Annotated in this window: 14 protein-coding genes; 4 read left to right on the top strand and 10 right to left on the bottom strand. The window is 73.5% G+C overall.

Features of this window, described 5'->3' with window-relative positions:
• Positions 1-132: 132 nt before the first annotated feature.
• The 9 genes from WA762_RS07295 to WA762_RS07250 form a co-directional block, all read right to left on the bottom strand.
• On the bottom strand, positions 133-2,388 hold the full coding sequence (locus WA762_RS07295) for an MMPL family transporter (RefSeq protein WP_335933912.1): 2,256 nt from the start codon (positions 2,386-2,388) through the stop codon (positions 133-135).
• 547 nt (positions 2,389-2,935) lie between these two features.
• Positions 2,936-3,757: an enoyl-CoA hydratase/isomerase family protein gene (locus tag WA762_RS07285; protein WP_335933911.1), complete on the bottom strand. Its 822-nt coding sequence runs from the start codon at positions 3,755-3,757 to the stop codon at positions 2,936-2,938.
• A complete protein-coding gene (locus WA762_RS07280) occupies positions 3,754-4,884 on the bottom strand; it encodes a cytochrome P450 (protein WP_335934141.1) in 1,131 nt (376 codons plus the stop codon). The genes WA762_RS07285 and WA762_RS07280 overlap by 4 nt, the downstream gene beginning before the upstream one ends.
• A gap of 604 nt (positions 4,885-5,488) precedes the next feature.
• Positions 5,489-6,889, bottom strand: a complete 1,401-nt coding sequence (locus WA762_RS07275; protein WP_335933910.1) for a cytochrome P450 family protein — start codon at positions 6,887-6,889, stop codon at positions 5,489-5,491.
• Between the two features lie 170 nt (positions 6,890-7,059).
• A complete protein-coding gene (locus tag WA762_RS07270; RefSeq protein WP_335933909.1) occupies positions 7,060-7,650 on the bottom strand; it encodes a GTP-binding protein in 591 nt (196 codons plus the stop codon).
• Complete coding sequence (locus WA762_RS07265; protein ID WP_335933907.1) at positions 7,625-7,999, bottom strand: DUF742 domain-containing protein; 375 nt, start codon at positions 7,997-7,999, stop codon at positions 7,625-7,627. Before WA762_RS07265 ends, WA762_RS07270 begins: the two co-directional genes overlap by 26 nt.
• Complete coding sequence (locus WA762_RS07260) at positions 7,996-8,400, bottom strand: roadblock/LC7 domain-containing protein (RefSeq protein WP_335933905.1); 405 nt, start codon at positions 8,398-8,400, stop codon at positions 7,996-7,998. The genes WA762_RS07265 and WA762_RS07260 overlap by 4 nt, the downstream gene beginning before the upstream one ends.
• On the bottom strand, positions 8,397-9,626 hold the full coding sequence (locus tag WA762_RS07255) for an ATP-binding protein (protein WP_335933903.1): 1,230 nt from the start codon (positions 9,624-9,626) through the stop codon (positions 8,397-8,399). Before WA762_RS07255 ends, WA762_RS07260 begins: the two co-directional genes overlap by 4 nt.
• A 470-nt stretch (positions 9,627-10,096) precedes the next feature.
• The gene (locus WA762_RS07250; RefSeq protein ID WP_335933902.1) at positions 10,097-10,411 is read right to left on the bottom strand and encodes an SCO0607 family lipoprotein; all 315 of its coding nucleotides are present in this window, start codon (positions 10,409-10,411) and stop codon (positions 10,097-10,099) included.
• Positions 10,412-11,064: 653 nt separating this feature from the next.
• Here WA762_RS07250 and WA762_RS07245 point away from each other — a divergent pair.
• The 4 genes from WA762_RS07245 (at position 11,065) to WA762_RS07230 (ending at position 15,583) form a co-directional block, all read left to right on the top strand.
• Positions 11,065-11,724 (top strand): DUF4232 domain-containing protein, encoded by a 660-nt coding sequence (locus WA762_RS07245; protein WP_335933901.1) that lies wholly within the window; start codon positions 11,065-11,067, stop codon positions 11,722-11,724.
• A gap of 253 nt (positions 11,725-11,977) precedes the next feature.
• Positions 11,978-12,838, top strand: coding sequence for a viomycin phosphotransferase (vph, locus tag WA762_RS07240; RefSeq protein WP_335933900.1), 861 nt, complete (start codon positions 11,978-11,980; stop codon positions 12,836-12,838).
• A gap of 255 nt (positions 12,839-13,093) precedes the next feature.
• Positions 13,094-13,228, top strand: coding sequence for a hypothetical protein (locus tag WA762_RS07235; RefSeq protein WP_335933899.1), 135 nt, complete (start codon positions 13,094-13,096; stop codon positions 13,226-13,228).
• Between the two features lie 42 nt (positions 13,229-13,270).
• Positions 13,271-15,583, top strand: coding sequence for an APC family permease (locus WA762_RS07230; protein ID WP_443080540.1), 2,313 nt, complete (start codon positions 13,271-13,273; stop codon positions 15,581-15,583).
• Positions 15,584-15,628: 45 nt separating this feature from the next.
• Here the strand turns inward: WA762_RS07230 and WA762_RS07225 are convergent, their stop codons facing one another.
• On the bottom strand, positions 15,629-20,026 hold the full coding sequence (locus tag WA762_RS07225; RefSeq protein WP_335934137.1) for a cation-translocating P-type ATPase: 4,398 nt from the start codon (positions 20,024-20,026) through the stop codon (positions 15,629-15,631).
• Positions 20,027-20,104: the final 78 nt, after the last annotated feature.

Below are 20,104 nucleotides of genomic sequence, written 5' to 3'. Positions count from 1 at the left end.
CACGCCCCCCGGCTCATGCCGGGCGGGGGGCGTGCTCCCGGGGGCGCGCGCCCCGGCCCGGGTCTCACACCCGTACGGGTCTCACACCTGCCCGGGTCTCACACCTGCCCGGGTCTCACACCCGCCCGGGTCTCACACCCGTACGGACCCGGTCTCGTGCGCGGGATGCGCGTCCGGTGCCGGCCCCGTCCCGGAACCGGCCTCCGCGGGCGCGGGGCCGCCGCGGCCCAGCCGCTCGCCCTCCACGTCCACCCGGGGCACGACCTTCTCCAGCCACCGGGGCAGTCGCCACGCCCGGTCGCCGAGCAGGGCGAGCACGGCCGGGACGATCGCCATGCGGACGACGAACGCGTCGAAGAAGACGGCCGCCGCGAGGCCCAGGCCCATCATCTTGATCATGGACTCGTCCATCCCGATGAACCCGGCGAACACCGCGATCATGATGACCGCCGCGGCGACCACGACCCGGGCGCTGTGCCGGAACCCGGTGACGATCGCCTCGCCCGGCCGTTCCCCGTGGACGTACGCCTCCCGCATCCGGGTCACCAGGAAGACCTCGTAGTCCATGGCCAGGCCGAAGACCACACCGATCAGGAAGATCGGCGTGATGCTCATCACGGGCCCGGTCTGCTCGACGCCGATCAGCCCGGCGAACCGGCCCCACTGGAAGACCGCGACGATCACGCCCAGGGCCGCCGTCACCGACAGCAGGAAGCCGAGCGCCGCCTTGAGCGGCACCAGCAGGGAGCGGAAGACGATCATCAGGAGCAGGAAGGCCAGGCCGACGACGAGCGCGAGGTACGGGATCAGGGCGTCGCTGAGCTTCTGCGACACGTCGATGTTCACCGCGGTGGTGCCGGTGACGAGCATCTTCGCGCCGGTGTCGGCCGTCAGGCCGTGCGCCTTCTCGCGGATGGTGTGCACGAGGTCCGTGGTGGCCGAGGAGCTCGGGGCGGTGGCGGGCACGGCGGTGAGCACCGCGGTGTCACCGGCCTGGTTGAAGGCGGGGGGCGTCACGGCCACGACGCCCTTGGTGGCGGAGAGCTTCTCGGCCGCGTACGTCGCCGCGGCCTTCGGGTCGGCGGACCCCTTGGCGTCGACGACGACCGTGAGCGGCCCGTTGAACCCGGGGCCGAAGCCCTCGGCCAGCGCGTCGTAGGCCCGGCGCTTGGTGCTGGAAGTGGGCTGGGACTCGTCGCCGGGCATGCCGAGCCGGAGGTCGAGCGCCGGTACGGAGATCAGGCCGAGGCCGAGGACCCCGAGCACGAGGATCGCGACGGGCCGGCGGATCACCAGACGGGCCCAGCGGGTGCCCATGTTGGGCCCGGTGGGCTCCCCGGAGGAGGTCCGGGCGCGACGCCCGTTCCCGGACGCGCCCCTGGCCGCGCGCGGCAGGACGGCCCGGTGGAAGAAGCCGAGCAGCGCGGGCAGCAGGGTCAGCGCGACCAGGACGGCGACCACGACGGTGCCGGCGGCGGCCATGCCCATGGTGGTGAGGACGGGGATGTTCACCACGGAGAGGCCGGCCAGGGCGATGACGACGGTGAGACCGGCGAAGACCACGGCGGAGCCCGCCGTTCCCGCGGCCCGGGCCACGGCCTCCTCGGCGTCATGGCCGTCCGCCCGTTCCGACCGGTAGCGGGAGACGATGAACAGGGCGTAGTCGATGCCGACCGCGAGCCCCAGCATCAGGGCGAGCGTGGTGGTCGTGCTGGACATGCCGACCGCGATGATCGAGGCCACGCCCACGCCCACGCCGACGATCGCGGTGAGCAGCGGGAGGCCCGCGGCTGCCAGCGATCCGAAGGTGATGAGCAGGACCACCGCGGCGGCGGCGATGCCGGCCAGCTCGGTGCTGCCGCCGGCCTCGCCGCCCGCCTGGAGCGCCGAGCCGCCGAGTTCGACGGCCAGCCCGGCCTTGCGCCCGTCCGCCGCGGCGTCCTCCAGGGCCTCGCCCGCGGCGTCCGTGAGGTCGACGGGGCGCACCTTGTACGAGACGGTCGAGTAGGCGGTGCGGCCGTCCTTGCTCACGGCCCCGGGCACCTCGAACGGGTTGAGGACGCCCTTGACCTGCGGGCCGCCCGCGACGTCCGCGACGACCCGCTCCACGGCCGCCCGGTTCGCGCCCGCGGTCACCTTCTGGCCCTCGGGGGCGACGAAGACGATCCGGGCGTCGGCGCTGTCGGCGTTCTGCCCGGGGAAGCGCTCGTCCAGCAGGTCGAACGCCCGCTGCGACTCCGTGCCGGGCATCGAGAACCCGTCATCGGGGGCGGTCGGTGCCTTGACCGCGGCGATCGCGAGGGCGGCCAGGACCACCGCCCACAACAGGGCGACGAGCCGGCGCCTCCGGAAGGAAAAGCGGCCTAGCCGGTAGAGGAAGGTAGCCAAGAGGAGGCGCTCCAGTCTGGATCGGGCGACGGATCGGCGGCACGGATGCCGTGCCCCGTCCCCGCTCCGCCGCGCCGGGGCACGGCACGGCGGAGCGGGGACGGACGAATTACCTCGATCCTTCGTGAACGGGGACGTCATCGTCGTCGTCCGCCTGCACGCAGTCGTGCGTACTGTCGACGCAGTACGCACGGCGTCCGCCCTCCCCCTCGCACACGACGGCCGGACCCCGTCACCTCATCCCCCGGTCTCGCCGCGAACGGGCGGCGATGCCCGGCAACCACGGACGCGACGACCCGCCCTCCGGGCCGACCCGGTCGCGCAGCCGCCAGGCCTCGGCGAAGACGGGCGTGCCGATGCGCCGGCGCACGGACGCTCACCCGTGTCGGCCCGGCGCACGGCGGCTGACCCGTGTCGGCTCACTGCACGGCGGCTCGCTGCGCGGCGGCCCGGCGTGCGCGGGTTCACGGCGTGCCGGCCCGGCGCGCGGTGAGGCGCGGGCTCGGCGGCGGAGCGGTCCCGCCTCCCGCGGCGGAGCGGTGCCGGATCAGCGCGCCGGGACCGGGTCCGCCGTGTTTCCTCCGGTGTCCCGCGGCCGGCGGGTCGCGGCGGCGACCGTGGCCATGAGCTCGGAGTCCAGGAGCGCGGGATCGGCCATCCGGTTCGCGGCCATGTAGGAGTTGAGCAGCGCCTTCGTCACCCGTACCGCGGCCTCCGGGCGGCGTCCGATCGGCCTGGCCCACGCGGCGACGGCCGCGTCGAGCTCCTCCTCGGGCACGACGCGCTGGAGGACGGAGAGCTGGTACGCCTCCGCCGCGTCGATGGGGCGTCCGGTCAGGACGATCTCCCGGGTGCGGGCGGCCCCCACCTCGTGGATCAGCCGCGGCAGCATGCCGCCCCAGGCGGTGGGCAGACCGAGCGCCAGCTCGGGCAACCGGAAACTGGCGTTCTCGGCGCCGACCCGCAGATCGCAGGCGAGGGCCAGAGCCATCCCCGCGCCGATCGCCTTGCCCTGCACCCGGGCGATGGTGACGAGCCGACCGGTCGACAGCAGCTCGCAGACCCGGCGGGCCTTGTCGCCCGCGATCCGGATGCCCCGCCCGGTGGGGTCCTCGTCGAGCCAGTCCGCGAACTCGTTGCGGTCCCCGCCGAGGGAGAAGTGCTCCCCGGCCCCGCTGAGCACCACCACCCGGACCTCCGGATCCGGTGCGGTCAGGACCGCCAGCAGATCGTCCAGCATCGCCTCGTTGACGGCGTTCCCGGCGGCGGGGCAGTTCAGTTCCACGTACAGGACCGCGCCCTCGCGCACGGTGCGCACCGTGCGCTGACGGCGGTACGAGGACAGGCGGTCGGTGAGCGAGAGCCTCATGCCGCCACGCCCAGCGAGGTCACGCGCCGGAAGACCAGACGGGAGGCGTAGGTGGGCGGGGACACGGTCCGCAGAGTGGGGAAACGTTTCAGTAGCTGGGTGAGGAGCGTGCGCGCCTCCAGCCGGGCCAGCGCCGCGCCCAGGCAGTAGTGCACCCCGCCGCCGAAGGTGAGGTGGGCGCCGCGGCGCTCGACGTCGAAGGCGTCCGGGTTCTCGGTGCGCCGGGGGTCGTGGTTGGCGGCCCCGTACAGCACGTGGACCATGCTGTCCTTGGCGATCGGGACGCCCGCGAGGACGGTGTCCTCGGCGGCGACCCGGGTGTTGATCTGGATGGGCGGGTCGTAGCGCAGGACCTCGTCGACGGCCGCGTCGATGTGCCCGGGGTGCTCCCTGAGCCACTCCCACCGGCCGGGCTCCCCCAGCAGCAGCGCCACCATGGCCGACAGCAGCGTCGCGGTGGTCTCCAGCGAGGCGATGGTGACGAACATGGTGAGACGGTAGAGGATCTCGTCGGCCGCCTCGCGGTCGGGTTCCCGCGCGTCCCAGTGGTGGATCCAGCCGGTCAGGATGTCCTGGCCGGGGTTCGCGCGGCGCTGCCTGAGCAACTCGGTGAAGTATGTGCGCAGATGGCCGGTCGCCTCGGCGGAGACGGCCAGCTCGCTCCTGGTCGGGAGCAGTTCCTGGGCGTGCACCTGGTTGTGGGTGATCTCCAGGATGTGGGGATGGTCGGCGGCCGGGATGTCCAGCCAGGAGCCGATGGTGCTGATCGGCAGCTGCTCGCTGACCGTGCTGACGAAGTCGGCCTCGCCCCAGCGGAGTTTCCCGGCCAGCTCGTCCAGGAGGCGGGTGACGTGCTCCTCGACGACCGGGGTCAGCCGCTCGATGGTCGCGCGGTCGAAGAGATTGCCGAGGCTGCGGCGCTGGCAGGTGTGCTCGGGCGCGTTGAGGCGGGAGAGCGTCCCGGTCATCTCCCGGGTGGCGACCGCGCCCCAGCGCTCGGGGTCCGCCTGGCGCTCCTGCCACGCGAAGTCCGGCGCCAGCCAGTCACGGCCGCGGAGCACCTCGCTGCAGGTGTCGTAACCGGTGACGAAGTAGGCGTCCCAGGGCGCGCGCACGACATCCCCCATGGCCCTCACCTCGGCCAGCAGACCGTAGGGATCGGCCTGGCCCTCCGGCGATTTGAGGCGCCGTATGAGGGAGATCAGGGCACGACGGTCGTCGGCCGGCCTTTCGGTGCCACTTGCAGCGCTCACGCAGAGTTCCTTGATCGGGGCTCATGGTTACGGCCAGAACCTACCCCTCCGTATATCACCGCGAAGCGTGGATCTCTGTTGTACCTATCACAGAGAAATGCCTTGGTGACCCCTTGTCATATACCGAGCCCTCGTCAAGTCCCTTTCTTATACGTGGCGTTATGGGGGCAAGCCGCTTCATGTCGGTCGCCGGAATCGGGCCGTCCGGGGGCGGGCCGCCGCTCGCGGGAAGGTGCGGCCGCCGGGCCGCGAGGAGGCCCGGCGGTGTGGAGGACATGGCCGAACTGTGCCCATGCGGTCACGGAGTGTGCGCGCCGTGGTGGACTCGTGCGGTGCCTGCGATGCCCGCGGCATGCGCCTTGTCCGTACGGCGGGTGCCGCGCGGGCCGTAACGGCGTGCGCGCCGGCCGTGGCACGCCCGCGCCGGCCGTACGGCGGGCGTGCCCGTCCACGGAGCGGCGACGGCGTGCCCGCTCGGTCACACCCGGAAGACGTCCAGGAACGAACTCCACCAGCCCTTGCTCCGCTTGTGCGGCTCCGGGGAGTCGTGGCGCGGTGCGGAGGCCTCTTCGAGCGGGGCGATCCGGGGCGAGACGGCCGAAGCCGCCGTGCCACTCGGCACATTGGCGACCCGGCGCGGCGCGCTCGGGCTGAACCGGACCGGCAGCGACACCATCGCGCGGTGGAACGGGCCCGGCCGCCACTCGACGGCGGAAGCCGGGATGGCGAGGGCCAGGTCCGGCACGCTGTTGAGGACCCGCTCGATCGCGGTCAGGGCGATGAGCTGGGCCGGGGACTTCGCCGGGCAGACGTGCGGGCCGGCGCCCCAGGCCAGGTGGGCGCCCTTGCTCAGGGTCTGGCGGGCGCCGGTGAGCGCCGGGTCGCTGTTCGCGGCGGCGAAGCTGATCAGCACGGGCGTGTCCGCCTTCAGCGTCACACCGCCCAGGTCGATGTCCTGGACGGGGAAGTGCGTCGCGTAGTTGGCGATCGGCGGGTTGTTCCACAGGACGTCGTCGATGGCGTCCTCGACCAGCATCCCGGTGCCGCGCCGCTGCCCGTCCCCGGAGCCCTCGGCCAGCAGGAGGAGCAGCGCGTTGGCGATGAGGTTGCGCTCCGGCTCGATGCCCGCGCCCATCAGCATGACGAGCTGGTCCTTGAGCTCCTCGTCCCGCAGGCCCGCCGGGTGCTGGATCAGCCACGAGGTGATGTCCTCGCCGGGCTGCCGGCGCTTGAGCGCGACCAGCTCCATCAGGCACTCGGTCAGCTCGGCGTTGGCCCGGAGCACGTCCTCGCCGTCGAAGATGGCGGACATGCTGCGGGTCAGCCGGTCACCGATGTCGCCCGGGCAGCCGAACAGCTGGTTGAACAGCAGCAGCGGCAGCAGCTTGGCGTAGTCGGCCAGCAGGTCGGCGGAGCCGCGTTCGACGAACTGGTCGATCAGGTAGTCGGCGATCCGCTCGACGTCCCGGCTGAGCCGGGTGGTGTTGAGCCGGCTCAGGCTCTCGGTGACCGCCTTGCGCAGCCGCAGGTGCTCGGTGCCGTCCGTGAACAGGCAGTTGGGCCGGTACGCCATCATCGGCAGCACCGGGCTGTCGAGCGCGATGCGCCCTTCCCGGAGCGCCGCCCACCGCCGCGAGTCGCGGGCGAAGTACGAGGGGTTCTGCAGCACCCGGAGCGCGGCCTCGTGCTGCACGACCAGGGTGGCGTCCACACCGGGGGCCAGCTCGATCGGCGCGGCGGGGCCGTGCGCCCGGAACGCGTCGTACACGCGCTGCGGATCGGCGGCGAACTCCGGCCCGTAGAGCGACGTCTGCCGCTCGCCGTGCATCGGGCACCCGCTGGGGGCGTTGTACGGGGTGGCTCCCGGCGACGAGTCCATGTGTGATTCCTCGATGTGAACGCGGGCCCGTGGGCCCGGACGAAGGACGGAGAAGGAGGCTCGGCCGCCCGTGCGGAGGACGGCGGACGGAACGGGCCGGCCCGCCCGGGCACGGGGCGCCGGACGGCCGGACCGGGCGGCCCGGCGGGGGGACGCCGGGCCGCCCGGTGTCAGGCCACGCGCGCGAGAAGGTGCTGGACCAGGGTGATCAGGGCCTGCGCGGACGACTTCTCGTCCCGGGCGTCGCAGTACACGACCGGGGTGTCCGGCAGCAGGTCGAGAGCCTCGCGCAGCTCCGCCTCGCCGTGCCGGGAGTCCGGGTCGAAGCTGTTCACCGCGACCGCGTACTCCAGCCCGTACGTCTCGACCAGGTCGATGACCGGGAAGGTGTCGGCCAGCCGCGCCGGGTCGACGAGGAGCAGCGCGCCGAGCGAGCCGCGCGCCATGTCCTCCCACAGCTCGACGAAGCGCTGCTGGCCCGGCGTGCCGAACAGGTACAGCACCAGTTCTTCGCTGAGGGTCAGACGCCCGAAGTCCAGCGCGACCGTCGTGGTGGTCTTGTCGGGCGCGCCGCGCAGGTCGTCGACGTGCTCGCTGGCCTGCGTCATCCGCTCCTCGGTGCGCAGCGGCGTGATCTCGGAGAGGGTGCCGATGAGCGTGGTCTTGCCCACGGCGAAGTGTCCGACGACGAGGATCTTCGCCGCCCGCCGGACCGCGTCCGAGACGTAGATGTTCTCAGCCGAACCGGACGTGGAGTCCATGCAACACCTCTTCGAGGATCTTCCTGTCAACGAGCTGAGCGGGCGGCGGTGCCTTGCGGCGCATCAGGTGGCCCTGTTCCGCTAAATCGTTCAGCAGCAGACGCGCCACTCCGACGGGCAGGCCGAGACGGCCCGCGACCTCGGCCACCGACAGATAGCCGCCCGAGCACAGCTCCCAGATGGCCCGGACCTCGGGGCTGGGGTTCGGCGGCGGCTGCCGGTCGGGGGCGATGGTGACGAGCGTGACGAGGGAGAGACCCTGCGCGTCGGGCAGTCCGCGTCCTCCGGTGATGACGTAGGAACGGACGAACCCGCTGTTGACCGACTGCTCCTCGCCCGGCGCCGTCATATGTCGCTTCCGGCGTTCAGGCGGGGAGGCGTCGTCATCGCCTTCCCCAGCGCGGTGACCTGCTGCTGCATGCGGAACGACATGGCCTCCATGTCCACGTCCGCCGCGGCCGCCGCCGCCAGGTAGGCGCCGGTGCCGGCGGCGATCAGGAAGATCCAGCCGTGCTCGTACTCCAGGAGGGTCTGGCGCCACCGGCCCGGGGTCTGGGCCCCGATGAACGGCGCGACGGCCCGGCTGAGCGACTGCATGGAGCTCATCGCCGCCGCCACGGTCTCCGCGTCGTCCCGGCCGATCTCGTCGGAGTTGGCCAGCAGCAGACCATCGGCGGAGACGAGGATCGCGTGCCGTGCGCCGGGTACCTGGAGCACATCGTTGAGCACCCAGGAAAGATCGGGGTTCACTGGATCTCGGGTCCTTCCATCGTCGTCATGTCACGTCCGGACCGGGTTCCGCGCTGGAACGCGCCCAGGCGGGAAGCCGTTTCCTCGTTGCTGCGCACCGGCGTCGGCTCGACCGACGGCACCACCGACACCGGGCTCTTGCGACGACGCTTGGGCAGGCCGCCGGCGGTGGTGAAGGCGGCCGGGGGCTGCGGGGCGGGGGCCGGGTGAGCGGCCGGGGGGAACAGCGGGGTCGGGGCCGGCGGCGCGGCCGCCTGACGGCGCGGCAGCGTCGAGACGCCGGGGTCGTGGACGGCCGGGGCCTCCTCGGCCGGCGCGGGCGCGTCGGCGGTGAGCAACTCGTCGGGCAGCAGGACCACCGCGCGCACACCTCCATAGGGGGACACGGAGTCCACCGAGACCTTGAAGCCGTAGCGGGCGGCCAGCACCCCGGAGACGGCGAAGCCGAACTGCGGGGGAATGCCCAGGCTGGAGACGCTGATCGCGGCCTGGGGGGCGAGCAGGGCCGCCGCGCGGTCCTTCTCCTCCTGCCCCATGCCGAGGCCGGCGTCGTCGACGATGAGGCAGACGCCCTTCGGCACGGCCTGGATGTTGATCTCGACCGGGGTGCCGGGGGCGGAGTAGTTGGTGGCGTTGGCCAGCAGCTCGGCGAGGACCACGGCCACCGGTTCGACGGCCTTGCTGACGACCGAGAAGTTCACCTGGCCGTTGACCCGGACCCGGTCGAAGTGCCGGATGCGCCCCTGGGCGCTGCGGGCCACGTCGAAGACGGAGGCGGACGTCTCGCGCCGACCGAGCCAGCCGCCGCAGAGCACGGCGATGCCCTGCGCCCGGCGCCCGAACTGGCTGTTGGCGTGGTCGATGGCCATCAGGTCGGCGAGCATGCCTGGGTCGTCGCCGTACTTCTTCTGGGCGTTCTCGATGACGACCTGCTGCTCGTCCGCGAGGCCCTGAAGGGTACGAACGGCCGCCTTGAGGACCGCCTTGGTCTCCTCCTCGGCGTCCTTGCGGACCTCGGAGAGCTCGGAGGTCTGACGGTGCAACAGGCCGGTGTGCGCGGCGTGGAGCTCGTCCCGCTGCCGTTGCAGCGCTTCACGCTCACCGCGGAGTTGGGAGTTCTGTCTGCGAAGCCCGATATTGGTCTTTCGAGCCCGCAGAACGGCGCCTACGGCGACCAGTGCTACGACAACCAGCGCCCAGAAGAGCGGGCCCTGTACAAATGTCATGAGACTCACTTCAAGTGCCATGGCTGTGGAAACGGCTTGACGCTCCCTCATGGGACTTGACGCCGGGCCGGTCGAGCCGCGGTTGGGTCACACGGGGAAGGTCCCTCCGAACGCGGGGCCGAGGAATTCATTCCTCCCGGAATGCCCCCACATGCCATCAGCCCACTGGAAGTAAGATGATCTTAGCATCGGGCTCTCGGGTAAATGTCAAGGTGGACAGGCCAGTTGCACGCTTGGCGTGGAATGTTCACATAAGGCGTCGGAACCGCCGCTCTGCCCCGCTCTGTTCGCCCTCTGGCTGTTCGTCCCTTGCCTGCCGTTCCTGCTCCTGCGGCCATGCGGCCATGCGGCCATGCGGCCATGCGGTCTCGCGGCCTTGCGGTCCTGCGGCCTTGTGGTCCTGCGGCCTCCGGGCCTTGTGGTCCCGCGGTGCTTCGGTCTCGTCGCCTCGGCCCGCGCTCGTGGGCGTGTCAGTCCGACTCGGAGACCGTGGCGATCTCCCCGTTCTTGTCGATCGTGTGCGTCCGCCAGTAGACGTCCCACTCGTCGTCGACGTGCTCCGGGACCTTCCCCTCCGGGTAGCGCACATACCCCTTCGGCGGCTGCTCGTCCTTCGGCACGCAGGCGCTGCCGGTGGCCCCGACCGTCATGACGGGGTATTCGCCGCCGCGGCACACGCTGTCCTTGAGCGAGCAGCCGGTGGTCAGCGCCCAGGTGGCGAGCGCGGCCAGGGCGAGGCCCGCGACGGACGCGGGGCGGCGGCGCGGCCGGAGGGTCTGGCGCATGGGGCGTGTCGGGTTCATCGGGCGCATGGGCGGTCTCCTGGGAGGTGGGGCGAGGCGAACGATCACCAAGAGCCTGTCCGACGTTCGAAGGCTCGATCGTGAGTGCGCGTACTCAGCCGGGGCCCGTACGGAGACGTGAGGCATGCGGGCGCGCATCCGCGCGCGTATACGCGTGCGCATGCGTGGGACGCTACGTGTATCCGCGCATGTGTGTGGGGTGTGTGTACGACGGTGCACCCTTTCACGAAATCCGGTGAAATTAATTGCCGATGATTTCGCATGCCGCGAATGCCGAACGAGGAAGGATTTGGGCCGAACGAGGAAGGATTAAGGCATTTCGCCGACTCCGCCCGGCCGCCCGGTGGACGCGCCCGCCTGGGCCCGACCGGGTCCGCCCGTGCCCGCCGCCGCCCCCTGTACCCGCCCGCGCCCGGCCCCTTTTCCTGCCGGTGTCCGGCCCGTCGCGACGGGCTCCGGCGGTCGCCGGAACGGCCTGGCTCCGCGAGGGAGTCGTTCCAGGTCAAGGCGGCGCGCCGAAGAATTCTGGTGACAGAACGCGAACATTCCTTGGATCGTTCCGTTACTGGACCGTCGGTATAACTATTTCCGTCGCGGAAAGCAGAGCGACCGTCTATCCGGCAGAGGGAATTGAAATGTTCGGCAAGCGTGCCCGTAGGACTGTCGTCGTCGCCATCGGCCTGACCGCGGCGCTCTCGCTCACCGCGTGCAACGACGAGGACCGTGAAGGCGCCGCGGACTCGGCAGCCTCCTCGCCGGCCGCCACGGCGGGCCAGGGCTCCGGCGCCTCGGGCTCGACAGGATCCGGTTCCAGTTCCTCCAGCGCTTCCGGCTCCTCCAGTTCTTCCGGTTCCGCCGCCGAGCAGGGCAAGGGCGGCGCCAAGTCGGACATCTGCCGGACCGACCACCTAGAGGTCGAGGCAGTCGACAACACCACCGACAAGAAGGAAGGGGTGGTGACCGTCAGCTTCAAGAACACCGGAAACGACTGCGTCGTGAACGGCTACGCCGGGGCCGACCTCAAGACGGCCGACGGCTCCTCGATCTCCCTGAGCCGCAACGGCGACGCCACTGGCCGAGACGTCATCAAGTCGGGCGAGCTCGCGGCCTTCAACATCTACTTCCCCGTCAACAACTCCGGCGGTTCCGGTGTCCGCCCGACCGAGATCGTGGTCACGCCGCCGAACGAGACCAAGTCGTTCACCGTGTCCTGGCCGGCCGGCAGCCTGCCCGCGACCGACAACCCCGACGAAGGCACCAAGCTGGAGATCAGCCCGGTGCGCAAGGTCGGCTGACCTCATACCGTTCGTCGTCGCCGACGGGACGCGCGCAGCCCGTCCTGCCCCGCCCGCCGGCGTACCCGACGACCAGAGCCCGGGCCACGGCCCGGGCTTTCGCGGTGGAGGGGCGGGGCGAGGACGGTTAGGTTCTGTCTTCAAACTGCCGCCTGCCGTACGACGCCTGGCACTTCCCCGAGCTCTCGGCTTCGATCGAGCAGGGGAGCCCCCATTGCTCGCGGCGTTGTCGAAGGATCCAGAGGTTGCCCTTGTGAACATCCAAGAAACGCATCGTGCTCTGCTGAGCCGCCTGCTGCCTGATGACAAACCAGACGACCTTGCCGTACGTCAGGGGCAATTCCACAACGTGGTCATGGGCTCGGACCGCGTCGTGTGTCTGCCCCGCACCCGGGCAGCGGCCGCCCGCCTGCCCGAACGGGCGGTCGTACTGAGTGCGCTTGCCGGGCTCGACCTTGGCTTCCGCGCACCTGAGCCGCTGCTCCAGGGCGGATGCCACGGCGCCGACGTGCCGTTTCTGGTACTGAGCCGCATTCCCGGAGAACCACTGGAGGCCGACGCGCTCGACGACGCCCGGGTAGCCGGCACCGTGGCGGCGCAGTACGCCACGCTGCTGGCCGGTCTGGCCCGTGCCGGCGCCGACGAGACGGTACGAGCGGTTCTGCCTCAGGCGTCACCAGATCGGTGGCGGCGGTTCGCGGAGGGCGTGCGCGCCGAGTTGTTCCCGCTCATGTCCGACAGCGGTCGCCTACGGGCCGGGCGGGAACTCGCAGCGCTCGGCGGCCTTCCCCATCTCACCCAAGCAGTGGTGCACGGTGACCTCGGCGCCGAGAACGTGCTGTGGGAGTGGAAGCAGGGCCTGCCCCACCTCTCCGGAGTACTCGACTGGGACGACGTCACACTCAGCGACCCGGCCGAGGACCTCGCAGCCATCAACGCCGGCTACGGCCGCGACCTGTTGGAGCGGGTGCTCGCCCTGGGCGGCCGGCCAAACGACGGACTCACCACCCGCATCGCCGCGATCCGCGGCACATTCGCCCTGCAGCAAGCCCTCTACGCCATCCGTGACGGCGATGAAGGAGAACTGGCGGATGGTCTGGCCGACTACCGCTGAGGCACACCAGCACACCCACTTCATCGAGCATGTCGTGTCAACGGAACCCGGCGAACGTCCCCGGTCACAGCACTGGTCACGCGGCCTCGGCCGGGTGGCGGACCTCGCGGCGGCCCCCGGGCCGGGGGCCGGGACGGCGTACGTGCCGAGGGCGCTCATGAGCAGGCGGAGTTCGTAGGGCGGCGAGGCGCGGGCATTCGGCGAGCGGCGAACCGCGGGGAGCGGCCGATCCGATCAACGCCGCGGGCGTCGGCCATGTCCGCTGGTCTTTCCTTCCGCATCGCCGACGACGCCATGGCGCGCGTCCGCCCGCGCTACTCCACCCGGCCCCGTGACGAGCGGGCCGTGCGGCGGGCGGCGGGCGGCGCTGTTCCGCGGCCGCCGCCGTGAGGGTGCGGGCCCGGGAGGAGCCGGTGGGAGACACTGCGTGATGTGAAGCATGCGCAGAGTGATTCCGGTGGGAGAGCAGGGGCAGGCGCGCTGAGTCCTTCGGCCGGTCTGCCCGGGCTCGACGGGGAGCAGCTGCGGCTGCTGCGCCGGGTGGGGCGCGCATGGGGACGGGTGGCACCTCCCGGGGCATGGCACCGGGCCCTGCCCGTGGACTCCGACCTCGGCACGTTCCCCGCCCCCTCGGAGATCCGCCCGGCCGGGTGGGGGCGGCTGGTCAGCGTCACGCCGCTCGGCGGCCGGCCGCCGGTCTCCGGGACGGTCGCGGGGGAGCTGCCCCCCGGCCGGGCGGGGCGGTTCGGCTACCGGGTGCGGCGGGTGCTCCTCGGGGCCGCCCTGAAGAGCACGGCGATCGCCCAGGAACGGATGCGCAGACTGGTGGCGCTGCCCGTCCTGTCGGCCGACGCGCTCTCCTCGGTCGCCTATGGGCCCGAGGCCATGCTCGCCGTCCTCGTGCTCGGCGGCGCCGCGGGACTGGCCTGGTCCGTGCCGATCGCGGCGACGATCGCCTTCCTGATGCTGGCGGTGGGGGTGTCGTACCGTCAGACGATCCGCGCGTACCCGCACGGCGGCGGCTCGTACATCGTCGCGGGCGACAATCTGGGCCGCGTCCCCGGGCTCATCGCCGCCGCCGGCCTGATGACCGATTACGTCCTCACGGTCGCCGTGTCGATCGCCTCCGGGGTCGCGGCGATCACCTCGGCGGTCCCCTCGCTCGCCGCCGAGGCCGTCCCGATCGGCGTCGGGGTGATCGCCCTGCTGCTCGCCGGGAACCTGCGGGGCGTCCGGCAGGCCGGGGCGCTGTTCGCCGCGCCGACCTACGCCTTCGTCGTCGCCGTGCTCGCGCTCGTCGCCGTGGGCGTCCTCGACGCCGCCGGCCGCGGCTTCCACCCCCTCGCGGCCCCGCACCCGAACGCCGCGGAGGGCGTCGGCGTCCTGCTGGTGATGCGCGCCTTCGCCTCCGGGGCCACGGCGATGACCGGCATCGAGGCGATCTCCAACGCGGTGCCGGCGTTCAGGCCCGTGGAGTGGCGCAACGCCCGCACCACGCTCACCTGGATGGTCGGTCTGCTCATCGTGCTGTTCGCCGGCACGATCGCCATGGTCCAGCTCGACGGCGTGGTGCCCAGCTCCCGGGAGACGGTCCTCTCCCAGCTGGCCCGCCGCAGCTTCGGCGGCGGACCGCTGTACGTCTTCACCCAGGTCGCGACGGCCGCCGTCCTGCTGCTGGCGGCGAACACCGCGTACAACGACTTCCCCCGCGTGCTGTTCCTGCTCGCCCGCGACCGGTACGCCCCGCGGATGTTCCTGCGCCTGGGCGACCGCCTCGCCTTCAGCAACGGGATCATCGCGCTGTCGGTCGCGGCGGTGCTGGTCTACGTGGCCTTCGGCGGCATGACCGCGTCACTGATCCCGTTGTACGCCGTCGGCGTCTTCCTCGCCTTCACGCTGTCCCAGGCCGGGATGGTCGTCCACTGGTGGCGGCTGCGCGACCGCCACTGGCGCAAGAGCCTGTTCTTCAACGCCGTCGGCGCCCTGCTGTCGGCCGTCGTCTTCCTCACCGCCGGCCTCACCAAGTTCACCGAGGGCGCCTGGGTCGCCGTGCTCGCCGTCGGGCTGTTCCTCCTGGCGGCGACCGGCGTCCGTCGCCACTACGAGACCGTCGAGGAGGCGCTCCGTCTGCATCCGCACGCCATCGAGCTGCCCGTGCCCGCTCCCGCCGTCCCGGCACCCCCCGCCGCCGTCCCGGCACCCCCCGCCGCCGTCCCGGCACCCCCCGCCCCCGCCGTCCCGGCGCCCCCCGCTCCCGCCGCGCCGCGGCCCCCGGCGAAGGCCCCGCGGTCGCCCGGGGCACCGGCCGGGGCCGGACCGGAGGAGGCCGAGGAGACGCCCCAGGAGATCGTCCATCTGTCGGTTGTCCCCCTCGCGACCATGGACCTGGCCGGTCTGCGCGCGCTGGCCTACGCCGCCTCGCTCCACCAGCCCGTGCTCGCGCTCCACATCAGCCCCGAGGAGGACGAGGCCGAACGCTTCCGCCGGTACTGGACCCTGTGGGGCGACCACCTCCCGCTGGAGATCGTGGTCTCCCCGTACCGGGCGATCGTCGCACCGCTGGTCCACTACATCGAGGCCCTGCACGCACAGCGCCCGGACCTCACCCTGACGGTCATCCTGCCGGAGGTCGTCGCGACGCGGTGGCGGCACCGGCTGCTGCACAGCAGGATCGCCCCGCGGCTGCGGCGCGCGCTGCGCCCGCTGCCGAAGATCGTCATCACCACCGTGCCCTTCCACGTGTAGCGGCCAGACCCAGACCCGGGCCCGGTTGCGGCCCGCCGACGGCTCTCAGTGCACGAACCGCACCACGGGACGCACCCGCGAGGCGAGGTCCGACAGCAGCCGGTCGGCCCGCGGCAGCACGCGGGGCCCCAGGGCGGCCGCGCCGATGGCGACGGCCACGCCGGTCCAGGCCACCGGCCCCAGCGGGGTGCACCCGAAGAAGTGGCTGACCCCCGGCGTCTGGACGAGGACGACGAGCACGGCGGCCGTGCCCAGGACGGTGACCAGCACCAGCGGGCTGTGGCGGCGTCCCACGACGGTCTGGGTGAGCTGGGCGCCGACCACCCCGCACAGGGCCATCGTGCTGGTGCGCCGGACCGAGCCCGGGGTGAGCCCGCCGAGCAGCCAGGCGACGGTCGCGCCGACCCCCGTGATCAGGCCGCGGTGACGGATCTGGCGGTTCAGCGGCGGGCCGAGGACGGCGAGGCCCACCGGGGCGCCGACGACCGCGCCGGACTCGTCGACGGGCTCCGGGTCGTGCGGGGTGACCGCGACCGCCATCGCCGGGAACATGTCGGTGAGCAGGTTGACCAGCAGCAGCTGACGCGTCGACAGCGGCGACGTGCCGGACAGCAGGGTGCCCAGCACGGAGAAGCCGACCTCGCCGGCGTTCCCGCCGAGCAGGATGCTGATCGCGTCGGCCACGCTGCGCCACAGGGCGCGGCCCTCGCCCACGGCGTCGATGAGCACCGACAGCTCGTCGTTGGTGATCACGAGGTCCGCGGCGTTGCGCGCGGCGGCCGACCCGCGCGCCGCGATGCCGACCCCGACGTCGGCGGCGCGGATGGCGGCGGCGTCGTTGGCGCCGTCCCCGACCATGCCCACGACCCGCCCCGCCTCCCGGAGCGCCTCGACCACCTGTAGCTTCTGCTCGGGCGCGACGCGCGCCACGACGCCGCAGTCCCGCAGCAGCCGCGCCCGCCCCGCCCGGTCGAGCGCGGCCAGTTCGTCGCCGGTGACGACCGTGACGTCCGACGGCCAGCCCAGGGCCAGCGCCACCGAACGGGCGGTCTCGGGGTGGTCGCCGGTCAGCATGACGGGCCGTACGCCGACCTCGCGGAGACCGGACACCAGCGGGGCGGAGCTGGCACGGGGACGGTCGGCGAGTGCCACGAACCCGACGAGCTCCAGCGGTTCGAGCGGCTTGTCCAGCGCCTCGTCCGCGTCCTGTCCCGCGAGGCGGCGCCGGGCCACGGCCAGCAGCCGCAGGCCCCGCGCGGCGAGGGCGCGCGCCCGGTCGACGGTCGCCGGGTCCGCGTCGGGACAGCTGGGCAGCATGACCTCGGGGGCTCCCTTGACGACCAGGGTGTCCCCCTCGCCCGGGTCCCTTCCGACGGCGGCCGCGTAACCCCGGCTGGCCTCGAAGGGCTGTGCCCGCAGGACGGTCCACCCGGTCTCGCGCGGGGCGGCCGCCAGGACGGCCTCGTCGGTGGCGTGGGCGTGGACGCCCGGCTGGTCGGCGGCGCGGGGGCAGGCCCGGGCGGCGACCCGGAGGAGCTGTTCCGCCTCGGGGGCGGACGCCGGGTGCTCGGCGCCGTCCGCGGTGACCAGGCGGACGACCCGCAGACGGTTCTCGGTGAGGGTCCCGGTCTTGTCGAAGCACATGGTGTCCACGCGCCCCAGGGCCTCCAGGCTGCGCGGTGTGCGGACCAGGACGCCCAGCCCGCTGAGCCGCCGGGCCGCCGCCATCTGCGCCACCGTCGCCACCAGCGGCATGCCCTCCGGAACGGCGGCGACCGCGACCGCCAGCCCGCCCTGGAGCGCGGTGCGCACCGGCCGGCCGCGCAGCAGCGACAGCCCCGCCACCGCGGCCCCGCCGGCGAGGGTGAGGGGCAGGGCCCGGCGGGTCAGCTGGTGCAGCCGCGCCTGGACCCCCGCCGACGCCGGGACCCGGGCGGCGAGCGACGCCGCGCGGCCGGCCTCGGTGCGGTCGCCGGTGCCCACCACCACGGCACGGGCCCGCCCGGCCACCACCGTGGTGCCCTCGAACGCCATGGAACTGCGGTCCGCGACGGACGCCTCCGGCACGGGCGCCACCTGTTTGCGGGCGGGCAGCGACTCGCCGGTCAGCGAGGACTCGTCGACCTCGAAGCCGCTGACCTCCAGCAGCCGCGCGTCGGCCGGCACGACGTCATTGGTCCGCAGCTCGATCACATCGCCGGGCCTCAGCCGCCCGGCCTCGACGACGGTCGGCTCGTCCGCCGACAGGTCGGACAGGCGCCGGGCCGTGCGCCGCTGACCGGTGACCAGCCCGGCCAGCGCCCGCTCCGCGCGCAGCCGCTGCACCCCGCCGACCAGGGCGTTCCCCGTGACGGCCCCGACCACGAGGAACGCGTCCACCGCGGACCCCAGCAGCGCGGACGCGGTGGCGCCGATCAGCAGGACCGGGGTGAACGGGTCGTCCAGCTCGGCCCAGGTGGCGCCCGCCAGCCGCGCGCCGACCCGGACCGGCGCGACCGCCGGGTGGGCGGCCGCGGTGCTCAGGGCGTGGCCCGCCCGGCCCCGTACCACCTCCCACGCGGTGGGCGCGGCCCGCGGCGCCCTCGCCAGCCGGGCCAGGACCTCCTCCGGATGCAGGGCGTGCCACGGCACCCGCGGCCCCGGGTGCGGGGGCTCGCCGGAGGCGGCGCCCAGCGCGCCGAACCAGCCGGTCACCAGCGCCGCCGCGGCGGCGATGCTGACCGGGCTGATCCGCAGTTCGAGGGGGAAGGGGACCGGCTGCGTCCGGGCCCCGCGGGTGAGCACCAGGAGCTCGGAGAGCGCGGCGCCCGCCTCCGCGAGGAACTTCCCCCGGCGGCCGGCCGCCCGCGCCGCCGGCACGGCGGACAGCAGCCGCCACGCACCCTCCAGACCGCGCAGGGGCAGCACGTCCGCGCCCCAGACCACGGCGCCGCGCTCGTCGGCGACGGCCACGGCGATGTCGCTGCCGAGCAGCCCTTCGAGCACGTCCCGGGCCTCGTCGGCCCGCGCCCGGCCGTCCGCCGCCGGGCCGGCCGGCACGCGCGCCACCGTGAGGACGGTCCGCCCGGCGTTCCGCAGACCGGCCACCACCTCGGCCAACGGAAGTCCGGGCGGGGTGAGTTGATCGGCCAGGGCCTTGAACTCGCCGAGCGAGTGGTCGTCCGGTACGACGACGTGCAGACCGGCCCGGCGCGCTGCGTCCAGCACGGCCTCGGCCATCGGATCGAGCTCCCGGCCGATCAGGACGGTGCCGACGTCCACGCCGCGCACCGACGCGATCATCAGGCCCGTGTCCGACGGTCCCGTGCCCGACATCGCCTCGTCGGGCACCGGCCGCAGGCCGAGCCCGGGCCTTCTCCTTCCCCCGGGCGCCGCCCCGTTTCCGGGCACGCCCACGACCGCGGTGGCCTCCCGCCACAGCCGGCGGTGATCCCAGCCGGCCCTGGCGGGATGGACCTCCAGCACGGTGCGCCGGGTGCTGCGCAGCGCCCCGGGATGCAGGACGACGGTGTCCACGAGCTCCAGCCGGCGCAGCCGTTCCGGGGTGCGGACCAGCACCTCCTCGCGGGCCAGGGCGCTGCCGAGCGCCGCCGTGAACGCTGCCGGGCCGAAGCGCGCCGCCTTGGGCGACCCGGCGAGCACGGTCTCCGCCGCCCCGTCGAGGCTGCGGGTGAACAGCAGCGCGGTGGCCGCGCCGCCCAGCATCCCGTTGATCGCGGCGTCGGCGTACTCCTCGCCGGGGCACGGGCGCAGCGGCGGACGTGCCGTCTCGTCCCCGGCCAGTGTCGGCCGGCCCGGCACGCACAGCGTGTCGTGCACCGCGTCGAACGTCGCGAGCTGGGCCACGGACTCCGTCAACTGGGCGATCCGCAGGGCCGCGTCCAGCAGCAGCGGACTCGGCGACTGCCCGATCCCGCAGGCGGCCGCGTGGGCCGCGGCCAGCACCAGGTCGGCCGGGTCCGGGCCCAGCGCGCGGCTCAGCACCGTCCGCACCCGGGAGTCCTCCCGCAGCACGACGGCCGCGGCCACCACGATCTCCGGCGCGGTCCGCAGCCGGACCGCCCGCGCCGCCAGGGCCGTGGCGATGCCCGCCGCGTCGCACGCCACGGCCACGGCGTTGGCGCGCACACCGCCGGCCGCGCCCGGGTGCGTGTGCTCCAGCGGCTCCTCGTCGACGCGCACCAGCCCGTGCCGGGCGGCGATGCCGGACACCCGGTCCACCACCTGCTCGCCGACCGCGGCCTCGGTGGTCTGCACGACCAGCCGCTCCAGGCCGCCGTCCCAGTAGGCGACCAGCACGTCGGGGTGCTCGGCCAGCTCGACGGCCACCTTCTCGCAGGCGGCCTCGAACCGCTCCAGGGTCCGCCCCCGCACATCCGGCGGCCACCGCAGTGCCAGGTGCATACGGGTCCCGGCCCGCCAGTGACCGGTCCCGGGAGTCATCGCGTTGCGGGCGACCCGGCCGACCCGCACCGCGGTCGGGGGCACCCCCCCCGCCGGGGGGGCGACGCCCCGGCCGCC

It is taken from the genome of Streptomyces tyrfis, from assembly GCF_037034285.1.
Taxonomy (GTDB): Bacteria; Actinomycetota; Actinomycetes; order Streptomycetales; family Streptomycetaceae; genus Streptomyces.
Note: the sequence above shows the minus strand (reverse complement) of the source record. Positions and strands in the feature narration are given on the sequence as shown.